Source organism: Pseudomonas sp. Soil_N_39, from assembly GCF_057655955.1.
Genome location: NZ_JBDGLI010000001.1, coordinates 503,925 through 523,686 on the forward strand (window position 1 = coordinate 503,925; position 19,762 = coordinate 523,686).

Consider the following 19,762-nt stretch of genomic DNA (forward strand, 5'->3'; position numbering starts at 1 on the left):
GTTTACGAGGAATATCAATGCTGCCTTACCCGCAGATCGATCCGGTAGCCCTGGCCATCGGCCCGCTGAAAATCCACTGGTACGGCCTGATGTACCTGATCGGCATCGGCGGCGCCTGGTTGCTGGCGTCGCGCCGGCTCAACCGCTTCGACCCGACCTGGAACAAGGAAAAACTTTCCGACCTGGTGTTCTGGCTGTCCATGGGCGTGATCGTCGGCGGGCGCCTGGGCTATGTGCTGTTCTACGACCTGAGCGCCTATGTCGCCAACCCGACGCTGATCTTCGAAGTCTGGAAGGGCGGCATGTCGTTCCATGGTGGGTTCATCGGCGTGATGCTGGCGGCGTTGTGGTTCGGCAAGCGCAACAACAAGTCGTTTTTCGAGCTGATGGACTTCGTCGCGCCAATGGTGCCGATCGGCCTGGGCGCAGGTCGCATCGGCAATTTCATCAATGCCGAGTTGTGGGGCAAGCCGACCGACGTGCCGTGGGCGATGATTTTCCCGCCGTTCAGCGACCCCGCGCAGTTGCCGCGCCACCCGTCGCAGCTTTATCAGTTCGCCCTCGAAGGCGTGGCACTGTTCCTGATCCTCTGGCTGTTCTCGCGCAAGCCGCGGCCAACCATGGCGGTGTCGGGCATGTTCGCGCTGTTCTATGGCATCTTCCGTTTCATCGTTGAATTCGTCCGCGTCCCGGACGCCCAGCTCGGCTATCTGGCGTGGAACTGGCTGACCATGGGCCAGGTGCTGTGCCTGCCGATGATCATCGGTGGCCTGGCGCTGATCTGGCTGGCCTATCATCGCGCGCCGGCCGCGGCGGCCAAGGTTTAAAATTCGAACCCCGGGGCGCAGGCCCCGGATTCAAGGACACAGGTAACCCATGAAGCAATATCTCGATCTGGTGGCGCACGTCATCAAGAACGGCACCAAGCAAGCCAACCGCACCGGTGTGAACACCATCAGCTTCCCCGGCGCCATGCTGCGCTATGACTTGAAGGATGGTTTCCCGGCCATCACCACCCGCAAGATGGCCTTCAAATCGGCCATCGGCGAGATGTGCGGTTTCCTGCGTGGCGTGAACAACGCCGCCGAATTCCGTGCCCTGGGCTGCAAGGTCTGGGACCAGAACGCCAACGAAAACGCCCAGTGGCTGGCCAACCCGTTCCGCCAGGGCGAAGACGACCTGGGCGAGATCTACGGCGTGCAATGGCGCAAATGGCCGGCCTACAAACAGATCCCCCTGAGCAACCCGGCGGCCATCGAGCAGACGCTGGCCCAGGGTTACCGGCAGATCGCCGAAGGCGAAGAAAACGGCCAGGCCTACGTGGTGCTGTACAAGGCCATCGATCAGGTTCGCCAGTGCGTCGACACCATCATCAAGGACCCGGGCAGCCGGCGCATCCTGTTCCACGGCTGGAACTGCGCCCAGCTCGATGAGATGGCCCTGCCGCCGTGCCATCTGCTCTACCAGTTCCACCCGAATGTCGAGACCAAGGAAATTTCCCTGACCCTCTACATCCGCTCCAACGACCTGGGCCTGGGCACGCCGTTCAACCTCACCGAAGGCGCCGCGCTGCTGAGCCTGATCGGCCGCCTGACCGGCTACACGCCGCGCTGGTTCACCTATTTCATCGGTGATGCCCACGTCTACGAAAACCACTTGGACATGCTCAACGAACAGCTCACCCGCGAGCCGTTCCCGATGCCCAAGCTGGTGATTTCCGAACGTGTGCCGGAGTTCACCAAGACCGGTGTGTACCAGCCCGAGTGGCTGGAGTTGGTAGAGCCGAGCGACTTTTCCCTAGAAGGCTACCAGCACCATGCGCCGATGACCGCGCCGATGGCGGTCTGAGCCACACCACCTCTCCCCTGTGGGAGCGAGCTTGCTCGCGATAGCGTCCTCACATTCAATACTTATGTGACTGACCCACCGCTATCGCGAGCAAGCTCGCTCCCACATTGGATCTGCATGTGCTCCAAGATCGGCTCAATGCCCATGACTACGCCCCACATGCGAATGCTCCACCTCCGCCGCCACCGCCCCGCTCACCTCCAACCGCTGCAAGATCCCGCATTGATCCAAATCCGGCCCTTCGCCACAGCGATGGCGCAGGTCGATCAGTTGCGTCTGCAGGGCCAGCAGGCCATCGATGCGGGCCTTGACGTGCTGGATGTGTTCGTCGATCAGCGCATTGACGCTTTCGCACTGGTCCTGGGGGCTGTCGCGCAGGGCCAGGAGGCTGCGGATTTCTTCCAGGGTCATGTCCAGGGTGCGGCAGTTGCGGATGAACGTCAGCCGCTCGGCATGGGCCTGGGTGTAGACGCGGTAGTTGCCGTCGCTGCGGGCCGGCTCCGGCAGCAGGCCTTCGCGCTCGTAATAGCGGATGGTTTCGACCTGGCAGTCGGTGATTTTCGCCAGTTCTCCGATCTTCATGATGCGGCCTCCCAAATAGGTGCTTGACCCTATAGTGGCTACAGGGTCTTTACTGCGCAACAGGCACTTTTCACGGACGTCACCCGATGAGCGATTCCCTTCACATCCACAAACCCGACCACGGCCATGACCACGGGCATTCCTGCTGCGCCTCGAAAGCGGCGCCGGCGGTGGTCAACCTCGGCAAGACGCCGACGGACGGTACGCGGCTGAGCAGTTTCCGCATCGAAGCCATGGATTGCCCCACCGAACAGACGCTGATCCAGAACAAGCTCGGCAAGCTCGAAGGCGTGCAGCGACTGGAGTTCAACCTGATTAACCGCGTGCTGGGCGTGACCCACGATTTGCCCAGCGACGCGTCGATCATCCAGGCCATCGAGTCCTTAGGCATGCAAGCCGACCCGCTGACTCCGGGCCAGAAATCAGAAACCAACGACCTGCCCGCCCCGGTCAAGCCCTGGTGGCCGTTGGCGCTGTCCGGTGTGACGGCCCTGGGCGCCGAGGTGATCCATTTCACCAATGCCGCGCCAAACTGGGTGGTTGCGCTGGTGGCGTTGGTGTCGATCCTCAGCGGCGGCTTGGGCACGTACAAGAAGGGTTGGATCGCCCTGAAGAACCGCAACCTGAACATCAATGCGCTGATGAGCATCGCCGTGACCGGTGCCGTACTGATCGGCCAATGGCCCGAGGCGGCGATGGTGATGTTCCTGTTCACCGTGGCCGAGCTGATCGAAGCCAAATCCCTCGACCGCGCGCGCAACGCCATCAGCGGCCTGATGCAGATGGCCCCGGAACAGGCCACCGTGCAGCAGGCCGATGGCACCTGGCAGGTCCAAGAGGTCAAGGCCATTGCCCTCGGCGTGCGGGTGCGGCTGCGTCCGGGCGAGCGCGTCGGCCTGGACGGTGAGGTGGTCGCCGGCCGCTCGACCGTCGACCAGGCGCCAATTACCGGCGAAAGCCTGCCGGTGGAAAAAACCATCGGCGACAAGGTGTTCGCCGGCACCATCAACCAGGCCGGTGAACTGGAATATCGGGTGACGGCGGCGGCCGATCACTCGACCCTGGCGCGCATCATCCACGCCGTGGAACAGGCCCAGGGCGCCCGGGCGCCAACCCAGCGCTTCGTCGACCGCTTCTCGACGATCTATACCCCAGCGGTGTTTGCTCTGGCCCTGGCGGTAGCGGTCATTCCGCCGCTGTTCATGGGCGCGCTGTGGTTCGACTGGATCTACCGGGCGCTGGTGCTGCTGGTGGTCGCCTGCCCGTGCGCACTGGTGATTTCCACCCCCGTGACCATCGTCAGCGGCCTTGCCGCCGCAGCGCGCAAAGGTATCCTGGTCAAGGGTGGCGTGTACCTGGAGGGCGGCTACAAGCTCGACTACCTGGCCTTGGACAAGACCGGCACGATCACCCACGGCAAACCGGTGCAAACCGACTACGTGGCCCTGGACCCGACTGTGGAAAGCACCGCTCCGGCCCTGGCCGCCAGCCTCGCCGCCCGTTCCGACCATCCCGTGTCCCGGGCGATTGCCAACGCGGCTGTGGATAAGCAACTGGCCCCGCAGGTTGTGGATAACTTCGAGGCGCTTGCCGGGCGCGGCGTGCGCGGCGACATCGGCGGCCAGACCTATCACTTGGGCAACCACCGCCTGGTGGAAGACCTCGGCCTGTGCTCCCCCGAACTGGAAGAGAAACTCTTCGCCCTGGAAAAACAAGGCAAGTCGGTGGTGCTGCTGCTCGACGCTACAGGCCCCTTGGCGCTGTTTGCCGTGGCCGACACCGTGAAGGACTCCAGCCGCGAAGCCATCCGGCAACTGCATGACCTGGGCATCAAGACCCTGATGCTCACCGGCGACAACGCCCACACCGCCGACGCGATTGCCGCGCAGGTGGGCATGGATCAGGCGCGGGGCGACTTGTTGCCGGAAGACAAGCTGCAAGCCATCGAAGCCTTGTACGCCCAGGGTCACCGCGTCGGCATGGTCGGCGACGGCATCAACGACGCCCCGGCCCTGGCCCGTTCGCAAATCGGTTTCGCCATGGCGGCGGCCGGCACCGACACGGCCATCGAGACCGCCGACGTCGCGCTGATGGACGATGACCTGCGCAAGATCCCAGCGTTCATTCGCCTGTCTCGGCAGACATCCAGCATCCTCAAGCAGAATATTGCCCTGGCGTTGGTGATCAAGGCGATTTTCCTTGGGGTCACCTTCGCCGGGCTTGCCACCATGTGGATGGCGGTGTTTGCCGACATGGGGGTGAGCTTGCTGGTGGTGTTCAATGGGTTGCGGTTGTTGCGCAAGTAAAAGGCCAGGGTAAATTCACCGGCCTCATCGCGAGCAAGCTTTGCTCCCACAGTTGGAGCTTTGTGAATACAGCGTTTTGAACTCACAGCAGATCTGCTGTGGGAGCAAAGCTTGCTCGCGATGGGCTGCACAGCAGCCCCAAAAAACAGGGCGCTTCGCGCCCCTGCGGGGATAAATCCCCTCGCCACAAGGTCACTCGCGCTTGGGCTCGCGGATCTTGTACCAGGCCACATACAGCGCCGGCAGGAACAGCAGCGTCAGCAGGGTGGCGATGATGATCCCGCCGATCATCGCGTAGGCCATCGGCCCCCAGAACACTTCCCGAGCAATCGGAATCATCCCCAGGCTCGCCGCAGCCGCCGTGAGCAGGATCGGCCGGCGCCGGTGTTCGGTGGCCTCCACCACCGCATCCCAGGGCTCGTAGCCGTCACGTTCGTATTCATCGATCTGGGTCACCAGGATCACCGAGTTACGGATGATGATGCCGATCAAGGCGAGGATCCCGAGGATCGCCACAAAGCCCATGGGCGTGCCCGTCGGCACCAGCGCCAGCACCACGCCGATCAACCCAAGCGGCGCGACGCTCGCCACCAGGAACAGTTTCTGCACGCTGTGCAGTTGGATCATCAGGAAGGTCGCCATCAGAAACAGCATCAGCGGCACGACGCTGGCGATCGGCCCTTGGGCCTTGCTGCTCTCTTCCACCGTACCGCCCGTGGCGACCTTGTAGCCCACCGGCAGGCCGGCGGCGAACTTGTCGATGTCCGGTTGCAGTTGCTTGACCAGGTCGGTGGGCTGGATCTCGTCGCGCACCGCAGCCTTGATGGTGATGGTCGGCTTACGGTCACGACGCCATACCAGCGGCTGCTCCAGCTCATAACGCACCGTGGCAAACGCCAGCAGCGGAATCGAAGTGCCGCTCGGCGTGACAATCTGCAGGTTCTGCAGGGTTTCCGGCGACCCGCGCTCGGCATCTTCAGCGCGGCCGACCACGTTGATCAGGTAAATATCGTCGTTGACCTGGGTCACCGGCGAGCCACTGACGATGCTGTTCATCAGCCTGGCCACGTCATCGGAAGACAAGCCCAATTGCCGCGCCTTGTCCTGGGCGATATCGATGCGCAGGACCTTGCCCGGTTCGTTCCAGTCGTAAATGATTTCGCCGATGTGGGAGTTCTTGTCCAGCTCGGTGGCCAGCTCGATGGCGTGCTTGCGCACTTGGTCGACGTCCTTGCCGCTGACCCGGTATTGGATCGGCCGACCCACCGGCGGGCCCATTTCCAGAGCCTGCACGTAGCTGCCAATGCCGACGAAATCCTCGCGCAAACGCTTTTGCAGGCGCTCGGTCAGGGCCGTGCGCGACTCCAGACCCTTGCTGACGATCACCAGTTGCGCGTAGTACGGGTTCTGCAATTGCTGGTCCAGCGGCAGATAGAAGCGAATCGCGCCTTCACCGATGTAGGTGCTCCAGCGCGCGATGTCCGGATCGTCCTTGAGCGTCGCTTCCAGGCGATCGACGGCTTTACGGGTCTCGTCCATCGAGGCGTTTTGCGGCAGGTTTAGGTCCACCAGGATTTCCGGCCGGTCCGACGATGGAAAGAACTGGTTCTGCACGAAGCGCATGCAAAACACCGCCAGCACGAACAGCAACACGGTGATGCCGATGGCCCACCAGCGATTGCGCATCGCCCACAACAGGCCGCCGTTGAACGCCCGGCCGATCCGCCCCGGTTCGGCGCTGTGGGGTTTGATGTTGGTGCTGAGGATGTGCACGCCGATCACCGGGGCAAACAGCACGGCGACGATCCACGACACCAGCATCGCCACGGCGATGACCGCGAACAGGGTGAAGGTGTATTCGCCGGCGGAACTGGCGTTCAGGCCGATGGGCACGAAACCGGCCACGGTCACCAGGGTCCCGGTGAGCATCGGAAACGCCGTCGAGGTATAGGCGAACGTCGCGGCCTGTTCCTTGCTGTCGCCTTTTTCCAGGCGCGTGACCATCATCTCCACGGTGATCATCGCGTCGTCCACCAGCAGGCCGAGGGCGATGATCAACGCGCCGAGGGAAATCCGCTGCATGGTGATGCCGCTGTATTCCATGAACAGGAAGACCATCGCCAGCACCAGCGGAATCGAACAGGCCACCACCAGCCCGGCGCGCACGCCAAGGCTGATGAAGCTGACGACCAGTACAATGATCACCGCCTCGAACAAGGCGCTGGTAAAGCCGCCGACCGCCTCTTCCACCACCTCGGCCTGGTCCGACACCGTGTGCACGCCAACGCCCACCGGCAGGTCGGCGGTCAGTTCGGTCATGCGCGCATGCAGCGCCTTGCCGAAGTCCTGGATGTTGCCGCCCTTTTTCATCGCGATGGCGAGGCCGATGGCCGGCGTACCGTTGAAGCGGAACATCGGTGTGGCGGGGTCGACGTAGCCGCGACGGATGTCGGCGATGTCGGCCAGACGATAGAAGCGGTCATTGAGCCGCAGGTTGACGTTGGCCAGGTCTTTTTCCGACTGGAACTGCCCGGACGTGCGCACGGAAATCCGCTCCGGCCCCGCGTCGATCACCCCGGCCGGCGTCACGGCGTTCTGCGATTGCAGGCTCTGCACCACCTGGCGCTGGTCGATGCCCAGCGCGGCGAGTTTGCGCGTGGAGAAGTTCAGGTACAGCACTTCATCCTGCTCGCCGAGCATCTCCACCTTGCCCAGCCCGGGCACGTCGCGAATCTCGGCGCGCACCTGCTCCACGTAGTCGCGCAGCTGGCGCATCGACAGGCCGTCGCCGGTGAAGGCGTACACCGACCCGTACACGTCACCGAACTCGTCGTTGAAGCCCGGCCCTTGCAGCCCCTGGGGGAAGTCGCCACGGATGTCGTTGATCTTCTTGCGCACCTGGTACCAGATCTCGGGGATCTCTTTGGCCCCAGTGGTATCGAGCAAGTACACGAACACCGTCGACTCTCCCGGACGGGTGTAGCTTTTGACGTAGTCGAGTGAGTCGAGCTCTTCGAGTTTTTTCTCGATGCGGTCGGTGACCTGCCTTAGGGTTTCTTCCTGGGTCGCGCCCGGCCAGCGGGTCTGGATGATCATGGTCTTGATGGTGAACGACGGGTCTTCCTCCCGACCCAGGTTCATGTACGAAAACACGCCCATCAACAGCGCCACGAACATCAGGTACCAGACGAACGACTGATGCCGCAGGGCCCATTCGGATAAGTTGAAAGGCCCTTTCATCGTGCGTCCTCGTCGAGTTTCACTTTCTGCCCCGGCAGGAGACTGTTCACGCCGGCGCTGACCACACGGTCGCCGGCCTTGATGCCGTTGGCCACTAGCACCGAGTTGGCCGAACGTTCGAGAATCCGTACCTCACGGGGTGAGACCGTCTGGCTCTGCGGGTCGATGAGCCAGATGCGCGCCTTGCCGTCGATCTCTTGCAGGGCGCTGAGCGGCAGCTCGATGCGCGGTTCGATGGTCGAGCTCAGGGTCACGCTGATGGCCGTGCCCAGGCGAAAGCCTGGCGGTGTGTCGGTCAGCGTCAGGCGCGCGCGGCGAGTGCGGGTGGCGCTCTGGGCCTGGGGTTCGATCTCGCGCACGATGGCGCTGGTGTGGGTGCTCGGGTCCAATTGCGCGGCGACTTCGAATACCACGTCCGAGGGTAGGCGCTCAACCAGCCCGGCCGGCAGGTCGATCACCGCTTCCTTGATGTCCGGGCGGGCCAGGGTCACCACTTGCTGGCCGGCGGTGACCACCTGCCCGGCTTCGGCATTCCAGGCAGTGACGATTGCGTCGTGGTCGGTGCGCAACTCGCTGTAGTTGAGCTGATCGCGAGCCTGCTCCACCGAGGCCCGGGCCTGTTCGAGGGACGCGCCAGTGGTTTTCAAATCGGTCTGGGCGATGTCCAGTTGCGCCTGGGCCCCGACGCCACGGTCGAACAATTGCTGCTGGCGACGGGCATTGGCCTGGGCATTGATGTACTGCGCCTCGATCCGCGCCAGATCGCCCTGGGCGGCGCGCAACTGGTTCTGTTGATCGGTGGGGTCGAGCGTGGCGAGCAGGTCGCCCTTCTTCACCTCTGCGCCGACATCGACATTGCGACTGGCGATGCGTCCTGGCACGCGGAAACCCACGTTGCTTTCGTAGCGTGCCTGGATATTCCCGGCGAACCGCCCGAGTGCCTGCTGGTCGAGGGCCCGGACCTCAACGGACAACACCGGGCGCACCGGTTCGGGCGGCGCTTCCTCCTTGGAGCAGGCGGCCAGCAACAGACCGGCCGAGACCATCCACAAACGCTTCATGGCTGGGCTCCCGGCGCGGATTTTCCGTAGGTGTTTTCAGCGATCTCGACGCGTACGCCAGGGTGCAGCAACTGCCCGCCTGCGGTGACGATTTTCTCACCGCCCTTGAGGCCATCGCTGATGATGACCTTGCCGGTCAGGTAACGGCCGACCGTCACCGTTTGCAACCGGGCCTTGCCCTCGCCGTCCACCAGCCACACGGCCGGTTCACTGAGGTTTTTGGTCAGGGCCGACCAAGGCAGTTCGAAGGCGGTCTTGCCGGCGGACTTGGCGGTGGCGCTGACCACCGAGCCCAGGCGCATGCCTTCGGGCAAATCATTGAGGGTGACCTTGACCTGCACGGTGCCGGTTTGGGCAGACACCGCAGGGGTGATTTCGCGCACCGTGCCGGTGGTCTTGATGGCGGGGTTGTCCAGCAGACTGATGGTGATCGCCGGGTCCGACGGTGGTTCGCTCAACAGCGATTCGTAGATGTTGAACACCGCGTCGCGCTCGCCATCCCGGGCCAGGCTGAAGATCGGCTCCGTGGCCTGCACCACCTGGCCGACTTCAGCCTGGCGCGCGGTGATGATGCCCGGTGCCTCGGCGACCAGCGCGGTGTAGCTCAGTTGCTCACGGGCGTTGGCCAATTGGGCCTGGGCGGCGGTCAGCGCACTCTGGCTGCTGCGCAGTTGGGCCTGGGCTGCGTCGTATTCGCTCTGGCTGGTGTAGCCCTTGGGCAGGAGTTTCTGCTGGCGCACGAACGCCGCCGCGCTCTGCTTGACCCGCGCCTGCTCGGCGGCCACCTGGGCCTCGGCGGAGTCGACGTTGGTCTGCAGGTCCCGGGGATCGAGCCGGGCCAGCACTTGCCGGGCCGAGACCCGGTCACCGACATCGACCTTGCGCTCGATGATCTTGCCGCCCACACGAAACGACAGGTCAGCCTGCACCCGCGCCTGGACGTCGCCGGTCAGGGTCACCGAGGCCGCGTATTCACTGGGCACGGCTTGCTGCACGAAAACCCGTGGCAGGGCTTTTTCTTCGGGCTTCTTATCACCGCACCCCGTCAACAATGCACACACGCCCAAACCAATAACCCATTTGATTCCGGGACCAGCCATGCAGACTCCTTTGCGTTGTACGGACGTACCAGTGACGATACGACTGTGAGCTTAGAACAGGGTTCACTCAAAGCACAGCAATCAGGCAGACTTGCTCCCCACGCCCATGCAAAGGAAATCTGCATGCTCAAGACACTGGCGGTGGCCAACTACCGATCGATCAATAAATTGGTCATCCCCCTGGGCCGACTGAACCTGATCACCGGCCCCAACGGCAGCGGCAAATCCAATCTGTACCGTGCCCTGCGTCTGCTGGCCGAAACGGCCCAGGGTGGGGTGGTCAATGCCCTGGCCCGTGAAGGTGGGCTGGACTCGACCTTCTGGGCCGGCCCGGAGGAAATCAGCCGCCGCATGCGTAACGGCGAGGTACCGGTCCAGGCGGTTGTGCGCCAGGGCACCAAGCGCCTGCGCCTGGGTTTTGTCGGCGAAGACTTCAGCTATTCCATCGCCTTGGGCTTGCCGGAAACCAGTAGCTCAGCGTTTTCACTGGACCCTGAAATCAAGCGCGAATGCATCTGGGCCGGCCCGGTGTTTCGGCCGGCCAGCCTGCTGGTGGACCGCAAGGGGCCGATGATCCGGGCCCGCGAAGGCCGTTCCTGGGATGTGCTGGCCCAGCACACACCGACCTTCGACAGCCTGTTCGACCAGGTCGGCAGCCTGCGCACGTCGCCGGAGGTCCTGCAGATGCGCGAGTTCATTCGTCGCTGGCGCTTCTATGATCACTTTCGCAGCGACGCCGACGCCCCGGTGCGCCAACCGCAACTGGGCACCCGCACGCCGGTGCTGCACCACGACGGACGCGACCTGGCCGCCGCCCTGCAAACCATCCTTGAAATCGGCGACGACGAAGCCCTGCATGCCGCCATCGGCGACGCATTTCCCGGTGCCCACCTGCACATCGAGAAACTGCAAGGCGGACGTTTCGCCATCGCGTTCCAACAACATGGCCTGCTACGGCCGCTGTCCGCCGCCGAACTGTCGGACGGGACCCTGCGCTATCTGTTGCTGGTGGCCGCCCTGCTCACCCCACGCCCGCCCTCGCTGATGGTGCTCAACGAACCGGAAACCAGCCTGCACCCGGACCTGTTGCCGGCCCTGGCGCGGTTGATCATCCGCGCCTCGGCCAATTGCCAGGTCTGGGTCGTGTCCCATGCCACGCGCTTGATCGCCGCCCTGGAACAGGATGAGCAATGCAATTGCATCGTGCTGGAGAAAGACCTTGGACAGACCGGGATCGTCGGGCAGCGGGCGTTGGATGAACCGGCGTGGCATTGGCCGGATTAATCAGCGCCTGATAACGCGCTTTCGCGAGCAAGCTCGCTCCCACAGTGGCGCGGTGTTGAGTTCACGCTCTCTCACCACAGAATTTGCCGCGAAGGGTAAAGACGACTATTTTTCTTGCGCCGCAGGGAGAGTTTTTTCGCCATCTCCCTCACCATTACAAGGAAGAAAACATGGCTGACGTAAAAGTGCCGCAGCGACTGGAACCGCAGGACATAGTGAAATTGTTGGTGGCGTTGCGCAGGGCGTTGAAGAACGGGGAGGCCTGACAGTGCCTTGTAGCGAGGGGATTTGTCCCCTCGCCACAAGGACAGGTTCGACCAATCCGAAAGTAAACAACCTTACTACCCAAAGGCACAAAAAAACGCCGACGCTGTATCAGCCGTCGGCGTTTGAAACCGTGACAAGGTTTACCGCGCGAATCAGAACGCCGGCAGTACCGCGCCGCTGTATTTCTTCTCGATGAACGCCTTCACTTCAGGGCTGGTCAGGGCCTTGGCCAGTTTCTGGATGGCCGGGCTGTCCTTGTTGTCCGGACGGGCCACCAGGAAGTTGACGTAAGGCGAATCCGAACCTTCGATCACCAAGGCATCCTTGGCCGGGTTAAGACCCGCTTCCAGGGCATAGTTGGTGTTGATCAGGTCCAGGTCAACCTGGTCCAGCACCCGCGGCAGCATGGCCGATTCCAGTTCTTTGAACTTGAAGTTCTTCGGGTTCTTGGCGATGTCTTTCGGCGTTGCCAAAGCGTTTTTCGGGTCTTTCAACTCGATCAGGCCAGCCTTCTGCAACAGGATCAGCGCACGGCCGCTGTTACTGCCTTCATTGGGCAGCGCGATGGTCGCGCCGTCTGGCAGATCAGCCAGTTTTTTGTACTTCTTCGAGTAGCCACCGAACGGTTCGACGTGAACACCGATCACGGTCACCAGATGGGTGCCTTTGCCTTCGTTGAAGTTAGTCAGGTACGGCAGGGTCTGGAAATAGTTGGCGTCCAGACGCTTCTGGTCAACCTGTACGTTGGGTTGGACGTAGTCGGTGAAGACCTTGATTTCCAGGTCCACGCCTTCCTTGGCCAGGGCTGGCTTGATCAGCTCGAGGATTTCAGCGTGGGGCACCGGCGTGGCCGCCACGACCAATTTTTCCGCGGCCTGGGCCAGGCCCGAAGCCAGGGCTGCCGCCAATGCGGTAAACAACAGAACCTTTTTCATGCAGTGTCCTTATCGAGAATCACGGTCGTCATCGACGACGGCTAAATGTGGTGTGCCAGTGAAGTGCTATCGCTGGCGTGATGCGGACAATACCGATATTTTTTATTCCTTAACAATATCTTTTATTCAAGTTCATATTCATTTCACTCATATAGAAAAATCCGCTTTTTGTGGCGAGGGAGCTTGCTCCCGCTGGGCCGCGTAGCGGACCCAAGATTTTTGCGGTCGCTGCGCAACCGAGCGGGAGCAAGCTCCCTCGCCACGGGGGGATATCGGGTCTATAGGGCCTGGTTCAGTCGATTGAGCAGCGCCTTGAGCGCCGTGCGCTCGCCTTGCGTGCCCTGTGCAACGACCTGCGCCACCTGGCGGTCGATCAATTCCAGGGCCGAGGGCTGAGACGGCAAATTCAAATGCTCCGGCAAAATTTCATCCCCCGTGCTCACCAGCAACGCGAAATGAATGACGTTTTCCAACTCGCGGGTGTTGCCCGGCCAACTGTGCTGTTCGAGGGCATGCTGCGCCGCTTCACTGATCAGCGGCACGGCCAGGTTGAGTCGCTGGCTGTAGATGCCCAGAAAGTATTCGGCCAGGGACAGGATATCGCCCACCCGTTTGCGCAGGGCTGGCAGTTCCAGTTGGCCTTCACCCAGGTAGTGATAGAGCCGTTCGTGGAATTTCCCGGCGGCCACCGCTTGCGCCAGGTCGATGCTGGTGGCCGCGACCAGGCGGACATCCACCGGGCTGGGCTGATGGGCACCCACTCGGGTGACTTCGTGGTTTTCCAGCGCAGCCAGCAATTTGATCTGGATCGGCAGCGGCAAATCGCCGATTTCATCCAGGTAAAGGGTGCCGCCGTTGGCCGAACCGAACCAACCGGCCCGACTGCTGGCCGAACCGCTGTAGCTGCCAGCGGCATAACCGAACAGTTCGGCGTCGGCGTAGGTCGGGCTGATGGCGCCGCAGTTGACCGACACAAACAATCCGCCGCGATCGCTTTCGCGATGGATATGCCGGGCCAGCAATTCCTTGCCGCTACCGGTTTCGCCGCGTATCAGCACCGAAATCGCCCGGGGTGCCAGTTGTTCCAGTTCCTGGCGCAACTGCCGTGAACGGGGGTCGACGAACACCAGCGCCTTGGCGCGAATGCTCAGGGGGCTTTTTTCCGCATCGGGAAAGGTCAGCAAGGGCTGACCGAAGGTTTCATGCAAACTCATGGCAGGCTCCCGCCCCAGACCGCCGGGAGACGGGGGGCGCTAAACATTCAGGCGCGACGCAGGGCGTGATGCTCCATGCGGTTTTGCAGACGATAGAGATAAGCGAAACCCTGCTCCCAGCGCTGGTGGCCGGACTTCACGTTTATATGCCCCGCCCCCGCCAGGATGCCGGCCTCGGCCCCCCAGTTGCGCGCCAGTTCCAAGGCACGCGGGGCGCTCACGGCGGCGTCGTTGTCGGAGCTGACCACTTGGCTTGGGAACGGCAACAAATCAGTGGGAATCGGCGCGAAGTTGCGCAGCGCCGGGACGCAGGCGGGTCGCTCGACATCCGCCGGTGCCACCAGCAGCGCCCCACGCACCTGCCGCAGAAACTGCAGCGGCGCGGTGGAGGCCCAATGAGCTACCGTGATGCAACCCAGGCTATGGGCAATCAGGATCACCGGCGTACTGTCGGCGGCCACGGCCTCGGCCAGCGCCGCGACCCAGTCTTCACGTCGGGGCGTCACCCAGTCGGCCTGCTCGACCCGGGCGCTGTTGGGTAGGCTGTTCTGCCAGTGGGTTTGCCAATGATTTTCCGGCGATCCTTGCCAGCCCGGCACAATCAGGTAGCGAATCGATTCGTTGCGCATGGGTTGCTCTCCTGCGTGTCTGTTCCCGGACGAGTATAGGGAGGAGAGCTATATTCTTTAAGGAATAAGAAGCTATTTGTTAATGCTTAAAGCGAATAACAAGATAACCCTGTGGGAGCGAGCTTGCTCGCGATAGCGGACTTTCAGTCAACATTGATGTGACAGACATATCGCTATCGCGAGCAAGCTCGCTCCCACAGGTATTGCGTACGTTCTCACTCGCTACGTCCCTTGCGCAGCAACACATCCAGTTGATCTATCACTTCCGCCCAGTCCGCATCCTCAAGGATTTCCTCGCGCAGCATTTGCCGCTGGCCCTCATTCCAGAAAAACGCATCGGCCAAGTGCAACCTGGGCTTGAGGGGTGAATGCGTCGCAATGAACTGGTCAATGCCAATAGCATCATCGGGCAAGCCCAGTTGCTTGAACAATGCGCGAAGGGTGTGAATCGGCGGTTCCATAGGGGGCTCCTGGACATGAATGAATGGCGGGGTTGTTCCTAGGCAGTCTAGCCCCTCGCCGACCGCCAGACTGATCAAAATTCAATCAACCCCCGACTCGACTAGACTTTGAATAAGCATCCCGACGACTACACGTTGTGGGAGGATCCCGTGAACATTCACTGGTTGACGGTTGCGGTGCTGGCGATCAGCGGGCCTGCGTTCGGCGCCGAGGGCCTCGTGCCGCCGGGCACCGATCCCCTGGGTTTCTGGCTGATTGCCGTGGGCGTGGCCTTGCTGGTCTTCGAGGCGGCCTTGCCCAATTACGGCGTCGCGGGGTTGGGCGGCATTGTCTTGTGTGTGATTGGCGCGGTCATCCTGACCAACGCTGATATACCGGTTCCGCTGATGCTCGGCCTGGGCCTGGTCAGTGCCTTGCTGCTGATCGCCCTGCTGGTCCGTGCGTTGAAAACACGGCCGCGCCAGCCTGTCAGCGGCGATGCCGCGCTGCTGGGCAGAGTCACGGCGGTGACCGCATTGCAGGCCGGTAATAATCATCACGGCTGGGTCCAGTTGGAAGGCGAACGCTGGCAGGTGGCAAGCGCAACGCCGCTGCGGCCTGGGCAAGCGGTGCGGGTCATCGCCCGCAAGGGTTTACTGCTGGAAGTGGCCGCCGCTGACTCCGGAGGGGTATGAGATGGGCATGCAAATCGGTTTTGCGCTGCTGTTGTTGCTGGTGATCGCGCTGGCGGGGGCGACCTTCCGGATCCTGCGCGAGTACGAACGAGCGGTGGTGTTCCAGCTCGGACGGTTCTGGCAGGTCAAGGGGCCGGGGTTGATCCTGCTGATTCCGGTGGTGCAGCAGATGATTCGCGTCGACCTGCGCACCATTGTCCTCGACGTGCCGCCCCAGGACGTGATCACCCGGGACAACGTCTCGGTGAAGGTCAATGCGGTGCTGTATTTCCGCGTGCTCGACCCGCAGAAAGCCATTATCCAGGTGGAAAACTTCCTCATGGCCACCAGCCAACTGGCCCAGACCACGTTGCGCGCGGTCCTCGGCAAGCATGACCTGGACCAACTGCTGGCCGAACGCGAGCAGTTGAACGGCGACATCCAGCAAGTGCTCGACGCCCAGACCGACGCCTGGGGTATCAAGGTGGCAAACGTCGAGATCAAGCACGTAGACCTCAACGAATCCATGATCCGCGCCATCGCCCGCCAAGCCGAGGCCGAACGGGAACGGCGGGCCAAGGTGATCCACGCCGAAGGCGAGCTGCAAGCCTCGGAAAAACTCATGCAGGCCGCCGAAATGCTCGGCCGCCAGCCAGGCGCCATGCAACTGCGCTACATGCAGACGCTGGGGTCGATTGCCGGGGATAAAAGCTCCACCATCGTCTTCCCCCTGCCGATCGAATTGCTCAAGGGGATGGCGGAGTTGTCGCCCAACAAATCTTGATGCGTTGCCCACTGTGGGAGCAAGGCTTGCCCGCGATGGCGGCGATGCGGTCTTTCAGAAATCGAGGCGCCTGTTTCGCGAGCAAGCTTTGCTCCCACAAGGGGAAGTGCGACGCTTCGCTAAATCCCCTCGCCACAGCGCAATGTTTCGAGTGCTTCATAGGGCCCCTGCGCCCAGCGCAGAACCCGCTCACGCAACAACGCAGAAGCCTCCCGGCGCTTGTCCTCGCTGTCGCCAACAAACGCCTGCGCCGGCTGCTTGGCATGCTGCCCCACCGTCGCGAACACTTGCCCGCATTGCTCATCATCGAGCCCGAAAAACGCTGCCAACCTGCCTGTCATCGCCTCGGGCAGTTCGCTGTAGTTGACCGCCACGCCAGACAATGCCTGGCAGTGTTCCAAGCCCGTCGCCAACAACCGCCCCACCCGGCGCGGGATGAAATCTTCCTGGCTGCCAAATGGCAACCCATCGTCCAGGACAGTCGTCCCGATCATCCCCGGCACCATGTGCATGCCGGGACGACGCAGGTGAGAAACGGCGATTTCCAAGGGATCGCGATAGACGAACAACCAGGGCGTGTCGGGAAAACACTCACGCAACAGCGGCAGCTCACCGATGTTCCAGGCGTCGAGCTTGACCACCAGGCGTCGCTCCACGCCTCGGCGGCGCTGCCCATAGGCCGACATCAAGCCCTTGAGTGCCGCAGACCGCTCGGCCGGCGGCAGCTCACAGCGCAGCAGCGCATCCAGGGGCGGTGGTTCCGAGATGACGATATGGTCGTCCAACTGGGCGAGCATCTGGCTGATTAAGGTCGAACCGCAACGGGAGGCATGGAAGATGAATGCACTGGGCCCAAGGCCCGGGCTTTGCCGTTGCCACTGACCGAGTGCGTCCAAGGGCGTCTGGCGGCGGAATGCCTGGTTGAAGGGCCGGCGCAAGGCGTCTTCCACGGAGTCGCCAAAGAACGGCTGTGACAGTCGCGCGTCGCCGAACCAGCACCAGTCGACCCGCCACTGCCCGGCCTCTTGCCATAGGCGGATCGGCAGCCAACCGTGCAGGTTCAGGTCTTCCACTGGGCTCTCCACTGCTGGCGACCGTTGCGCATGGCGGCCCGCAATTCTTCCTGGGTGAAATGAAGCCCTCGTTCGGCCCCCAACGCCAGGGCGGACGCCATGAAAGCGTCGAGGTCGTGCAGGCTCTGCAAGGTGCGGGCGAGGTCAGGATCGCTTTCCACGCGCAGCTGAAAAAGAGCGAAGTCGCTTTGCCTGACGCCCGCGTCGGGTGTGGTGGGCAGCCCATCGGCAATCTGCCGGACCAGCCACGGCCCGGGGCGACAGTCGAGCACCAGGTGAACCCGCGAATGCGCACTTCGGTTAACCACTCGATGGGGCCGCGCCAGGTCGAGAAACCAGCACTCACCGGCCGTCATCGGAATGATTTGTCCATCCAGGAAGAAGTCCACGCCAGGTGGGCTGAGCAGCGGAACGTGCAGGCGCAGATCGGCGTCCGGCCCGCCCAGGTCATAGTCGCGATGCTCGTGGATGCACCCGCCGGGCCCCAGCCGCAGCAGCCGGGCCGAGACGATCTCCAGGGGCCAGTCGCGCAATGCCTCATGCCAACGGCCATCCGCTGACCAAGGTACACGCTGCCGTGGCTGACCGCGCCCGGGCGACAGCTCAGTGACGGCGTCGGTCGCCGAAATCAGCGCCACGCCGCTCCAGTCGCCGCTGTGATAGGCGCTGTTGAAATGCCCCTGCCAGCGCGCGTCTTCAATGGCCGCCAGTGCCTGCAACAGCAGCGGCAGGTTCACCGTCACCGGCAGCCGGGAGAACGCCGGGCGCATCATGGTTGCGCCCGGTTATTGCGTCACCGTGGCAGGCTTCGGCAACGCGATATCGCCCTGGGCCCAGGCCGCTTCGCGGTTGGCCAGCGCCGTGGCAATCGACTGGACTTCGGTCGATTGCACTTCGTTTGGCAGTGGGTCGAGGCCGGCGCTGGCAAAGATCTGCCCGTAGGCGTTGCGCAGGTCGGCGTAGGCCAGGTCCCGGCGCAGATCGGCCTGCAGGGTGTTCAGTTCACCTTGGATCAGGTCCAGCTCGCCGATACCGGCAGCCTGGTGACGGCTGCGCAGTTGACCGACAATCTGCCCGTCGATGTCCGACAGTTGCTGGCTGGTCTTGAACTGGCGCAGTGCTTCGCGGTAGTTCGCGTTGGCGACGTACAGCTGCGCCAGCACGGCAATCGACATCGCCTGGCGCCGCGCTGACGCCACTTCTTCCCCGGCCTTGGCCACGTCGATGGCCGCCGGGGCGGAGATCACGTTGAACAGGTTCCAGGTGACTTTCACGCCATAGTCGGCCCAGCCCTGTTCCACCAGGAACGAGTTGCTGTCGTAATGTCCACCGGCGGAAAACTCCAGCCCCGGCAGCAGGCGCAACATGGCCTTGCGGGTTTCGGCGGCGGTGATGCGGGTCTGGTAATCCTGCTCACGCAGTTCCGGACGGCTGGCCAAGGCTTCCTGTTCGAGACGGGCCAGGTCGACCTTGAGTTCCGGGATGGTGTATTCATCCTGGGTCGCCAGGGTCAGCTCGGTGCCCAAGGGCAAGTTGATCAGGGTCGCCAGTTCGGTCTTGGCCAGGGACAGCGCCCGGCGTTGCTCTTCCAGTTGGCGGGTGGCCTGGATCAGCGAACGCTGGTAACCCAAGGCCTGTACCGGGTCACCGATGCGTTGTTCGCTCATGCTCTGGCTGTTGTCACGCGCCGCCTCGACCCGGGCCATCAGGCTGTCGATCTGCTTGAGCAGGCGCTCGGCGGCCATGGCGCGCCAGTAGGCCGAACGCACGTCCTGGACGATGGTGTTGATCACCTTGCGCCGGCGTTCCTGCACGATCAGGCGCTGGTCCCCGGCCTGCTTGGCGCTAATGTAGCTCACGCCGAAATCGAGCACGTTCCAGACCATGGTCAGGTCCGCCACCTCACGGTCGCGGTCCTGGGAGGTCGACGGCTCCAGGGACTGGGTACCGGTTTCCACACTCTGGCTGCTGGAGGCACTGACGTTGTTGCGGCCCACATAACCGGCGTCCAGGGCCATGCGCGGCAGCATGTCGAAACTGGCCAGGTCCAGCTGACGCTTGGCCAGGGCTTCCTCCATGATCTTCAAGCGGCCTTCGAGGTTGTACTTCACCGCCCGGGCCATGGCCTGGTGCAGGGTCAGTGGGCCGCTCAAGGGCTCCTGATCCTTGTACATGTTCTGCAGATCCGTGCGAGCGCGCTGTTCGCTGACGCTACGCTCGATCGGATCGCTGGTGACCGCACATCCACTGACCACCAACGCCAGCACACTCATACCGAATAACTTCTGACTTCTATTCATTCCCTGGATTGCCCCTGGCTGCCC

The 19,762-nt window shown here is 62.9% G+C and carries 17 protein-coding genes; 6 read left to right on the forward strand and 11 right to left on the reverse strand.

Annotated elements, in window-relative coordinates; all coding sequences use genetic code 11:
• Positions 1-17 precede the first annotated feature (17 nt).
• Positions 18-827: a prolipoprotein diacylglyceryl transferase gene (lgt, locus tag AC3A5O_RS02170; protein ID WP_046065244.1), complete on the forward strand. Its 810-nt coding sequence runs from the start codon at positions 18-20 to the stop codon at positions 825-827.
• A 49-nt stretch (positions 828-876) separates the two neighbouring features.
• Positions 877-1,848, forward strand: a complete 972-nt coding sequence (locus tag AC3A5O_RS02175) for a thymidylate synthase (protein ID WP_122565153.1) — start codon at positions 877-879, stop codon at positions 1,846-1,848.
• Between the two features lie 135 nt (positions 1,849-1,983).
• On the opposite strand, the gene cadR is transcribed toward AC3A5O_RS02175, so the two are convergent.
• The gene (gene cadR / locus AC3A5O_RS02180) at positions 1,984-2,430 is read right to left on the reverse strand and encodes a Cd(II)/Pb(II)-responsive transcriptional regulator (RefSeq protein WP_122565152.1); all 447 of its coding nucleotides are present in this window, start codon (positions 2,428-2,430) and stop codon (positions 1,984-1,986) included.
• Between the two features lie 86 nt (positions 2,431-2,516).
• Between cadR and AC3A5O_RS02185 the strand changes: the two genes are divergently transcribed.
• Positions 2,517-4,736 (forward strand): heavy metal translocating P-type ATPase, encoded by a 2,220-nt coding sequence (locus AC3A5O_RS02185; protein WP_487752808.1) that lies wholly within the window; start codon positions 2,517-2,519, stop codon positions 4,734-4,736.
• A 192-nt stretch (positions 4,737-4,928) separates the two neighbouring features.
• Here the strand turns inward: AC3A5O_RS02185 and AC3A5O_RS02190 are convergent, their stop codons facing one another.
• From AC3A5O_RS02190 to AC3A5O_RS02200, 3 genes are read right to left on the reverse strand one after another with little or no spacing between them, the layout of a single operon-like run.
• Complete coding sequence (locus tag AC3A5O_RS02190; RefSeq protein ID WP_305469177.1) at positions 4,929-7,976, reverse strand: efflux RND transporter permease subunit; 3,048 nt, start codon at positions 7,974-7,976, stop codon at positions 4,929-4,931.
• Positions 7,973-9,037, reverse strand: coding sequence for an efflux RND transporter periplasmic adaptor subunit (locus AC3A5O_RS02195; RefSeq protein ID WP_487752809.1), 1,065 nt, complete (start codon positions 9,035-9,037; stop codon positions 7,973-7,975). The genes AC3A5O_RS02190 and AC3A5O_RS02195 overlap by 4 nt, the downstream gene beginning before the upstream one ends.
• The gene (locus AC3A5O_RS02200) at positions 9,034-10,137 is read right to left on the reverse strand and encodes an efflux RND transporter periplasmic adaptor subunit (RefSeq protein ID WP_305469175.1); all 1,104 of its coding nucleotides are present in this window, start codon (positions 10,135-10,137) and stop codon (positions 9,034-9,036) included. The genes AC3A5O_RS02195 and AC3A5O_RS02200 overlap by 4 nt, the downstream gene beginning before the upstream one ends.
• A 123-nt stretch (positions 10,138-10,260) precedes the next feature.
• Between AC3A5O_RS02200 and AC3A5O_RS02205 the strand changes: the two genes are divergently transcribed.
• On the forward strand, positions 10,261-11,421 hold the full coding sequence (locus AC3A5O_RS02205) for an AAA family ATPase (RefSeq protein WP_122565147.1): 1,161 nt from the start codon (positions 10,261-10,263) through the stop codon (positions 11,419-11,421).
• Positions 11,422-11,840: 419 nt separating this feature from the next.
• On the opposite strand, the gene AC3A5O_RS02210 is transcribed toward AC3A5O_RS02205, so the two are convergent.
• From AC3A5O_RS02210 to AC3A5O_RS02225, 4 genes are all read right to left on the reverse strand, one after another.
• Positions 11,841-12,623 (reverse strand): MetQ/NlpA family ABC transporter substrate-binding protein, encoded by a 783-nt coding sequence (locus AC3A5O_RS02210; protein WP_122565146.1) that lies wholly within the window; start codon positions 12,621-12,623, stop codon positions 11,841-11,843.
• 278 nt (positions 12,624-12,901) lie between these two features.
• Positions 12,902-13,837 (reverse strand): sigma 54-interacting transcriptional regulator, encoded by a 936-nt coding sequence (locus AC3A5O_RS02215; RefSeq protein ID WP_487752810.1) that lies wholly within the window; start codon positions 13,835-13,837, stop codon positions 12,902-12,904.
• 47 nt (positions 13,838-13,884) lie between these two features.
• Positions 13,885-14,466, reverse strand: a complete 582-nt coding sequence (locus tag AC3A5O_RS02220) for an alpha/beta hydrolase (RefSeq protein WP_305491496.1) — start codon at positions 14,464-14,466, stop codon at positions 13,885-13,887.
• A gap of 215 nt (positions 14,467-14,681) precedes the next feature.
• Positions 14,682-14,927, reverse strand: a complete 246-nt coding sequence (locus AC3A5O_RS02225) for a DUF2789 domain-containing protein (protein ID WP_305469170.1) — start codon at positions 14,925-14,927, stop codon at positions 14,682-14,684.
• Between the two features lie 150 nt (positions 14,928-15,077).
• Between AC3A5O_RS02225 and AC3A5O_RS02230 the strand changes: the two genes are divergently transcribed.
• Together AC3A5O_RS02230 and AC3A5O_RS02235 are read left to right on the forward strand one after the other, a co-directional pair.
• On the forward strand, positions 15,078-15,602 hold the full coding sequence (locus tag AC3A5O_RS02230; RefSeq protein WP_487752811.1) for an NfeD family protein: 525 nt from the start codon (positions 15,078-15,080) through the stop codon (positions 15,600-15,602).
• A 1-nt stretch (position 15,603) separates the two neighbouring features.
• Positions 15,604-16,365 (forward strand): slipin family protein, encoded by a 762-nt coding sequence (locus tag AC3A5O_RS02235; protein ID WP_354337955.1) that lies wholly within the window; start codon positions 15,604-15,606, stop codon positions 16,363-16,365.
• Positions 16,366-16,484: 119 nt separating this feature from the next.
• Here AC3A5O_RS02235 and AC3A5O_RS02240 read toward each other — a convergent pair whose 3' ends face one another.
• From AC3A5O_RS02240 to AC3A5O_RS02250, 3 genes are read right to left on the reverse strand one after another with little or no spacing between them, the layout of a single operon-like run.
• Entirely contained in the window at positions 16,485-17,438 is a 954-nt protein-coding gene (locus AC3A5O_RS02240; RefSeq protein WP_487752812.1) for a sulfotransferase family protein, read from the reverse strand.
• A complete protein-coding gene (locus tag AC3A5O_RS02245) occupies positions 17,426-18,211 on the reverse strand; it encodes an aspartyl/asparaginyl beta-hydroxylase domain-containing protein (RefSeq protein ID WP_487752813.1) in 786 nt (261 codons plus the stop codon). The genes AC3A5O_RS02240 and AC3A5O_RS02245 overlap by 13 nt, the downstream gene beginning before the upstream one ends.
• Before the next feature lie 12 nt (positions 18,212-18,223).
• Entirely contained in the window at positions 18,224-19,738 is a 1,515-nt protein-coding gene (locus AC3A5O_RS02250) for a TolC family protein (protein ID WP_305491492.1), read from the reverse strand.
• Between the last annotated feature and the right edge of the window lie 24 nt (positions 19,739-19,762).

What these genes read in the sequence shown, in the direction of transcription:
- AC3A5O_RS02250 (WP_305491492.1), bottom strand. Translation starts at nt 19,738, where the DNA reads ATGAATAGAAGTCAGAAGTTATTCGGTATGAGTGTGCTGGCGTTGGTG.
- AC3A5O_RS02235 (WP_354337955.1), top strand. Translation starts at nt 15,604, where the DNA reads ATGGGCATGCAAATCGGTTTTGCGCTGCTGTTGTTGCTGGTGATCGCG.
- AC3A5O_RS02210 (WP_122565146.1), bottom strand. Translation starts at nt 12,623, where the DNA reads ATGAAAAAGGTTCTGTTGTTTACCGCATTGGCGGCAGCCCTGGCTTCG.
- AC3A5O_RS02215 (WP_487752810.1), bottom strand. Translation starts at nt 13,837, where the DNA reads ATGAGTTTGCATGAAACCTTCGGTCAGCCCTTGCTGACCTTTCCCGAT.
- AC3A5O_RS02200 (WP_305469175.1), bottom strand. Translation starts at nt 10,137, where the DNA reads ATGGCTGGTCCCGGAATCAAATGGGTTATTGGTTTGGGCGTGTGTGCA.
- cadR (WP_122565152.1), bottom strand. Translation starts at nt 2,430, where the DNA reads ATGAAGATCGGAGAACTGGCGAAAATCACCGACTGCCAGGTCGAAACC.
- AC3A5O_RS02185 (WP_487752808.1), top strand. Translation starts at nt 2,517, where the DNA reads ATGAGCGATTCCCTTCACATCCACAAACCCGACCACGGCCATGACCAC.
- AC3A5O_RS02225 (WP_305469170.1), bottom strand. Translation starts at nt 14,927, where the DNA reads ATGGAACCGCCGATTCACACCCTTCGCGCATTGTTCAAGCAACTGGGC.
- lgt (WP_046065244.1), top strand. Translation starts at nt 18, where the DNA reads ATGCTGCCTTACCCGCAGATCGATCCGGTAGCCCTGGCCATCGGCCCG.
- AC3A5O_RS02245 (WP_487752813.1), bottom strand. Translation starts at nt 18,211, where the DNA reads ATGATGCGCCCGGCGTTCTCCCGGCTGCCGGTGACGGTGAACCTGCCG.
- AC3A5O_RS02220 (WP_305491496.1), bottom strand. Translation starts at nt 14,466, where the DNA reads ATGCGCAACGAATCGATTCGCTACCTGATTGTGCCGGGCTGGCAAGGA.
- AC3A5O_RS02190 (WP_305469177.1), bottom strand. Translation starts at nt 7,976, where the DNA reads ATGAAAGGGCCTTTCAACTTATCCGAATGGGCCCTGCGGCATCAGTCG.
- AC3A5O_RS02205 (WP_122565147.1), top strand. Translation starts at nt 10,261, where the DNA reads ATGCTCAAGACACTGGCGGTGGCCAACTACCGATCGATCAATAAATTG.
- AC3A5O_RS02195 (WP_487752809.1), bottom strand. Translation starts at nt 9,037, where the DNA reads ATGAAGCGTTTGTGGATGGTCTCGGCCGGTCTGTTGCTGGCCGCCTGC.
- AC3A5O_RS02175 (WP_122565153.1), top strand. Translation starts at nt 877, where the DNA reads ATGAAGCAATATCTCGATCTGGTGGCGCACGTCATCAAGAACGGCACC.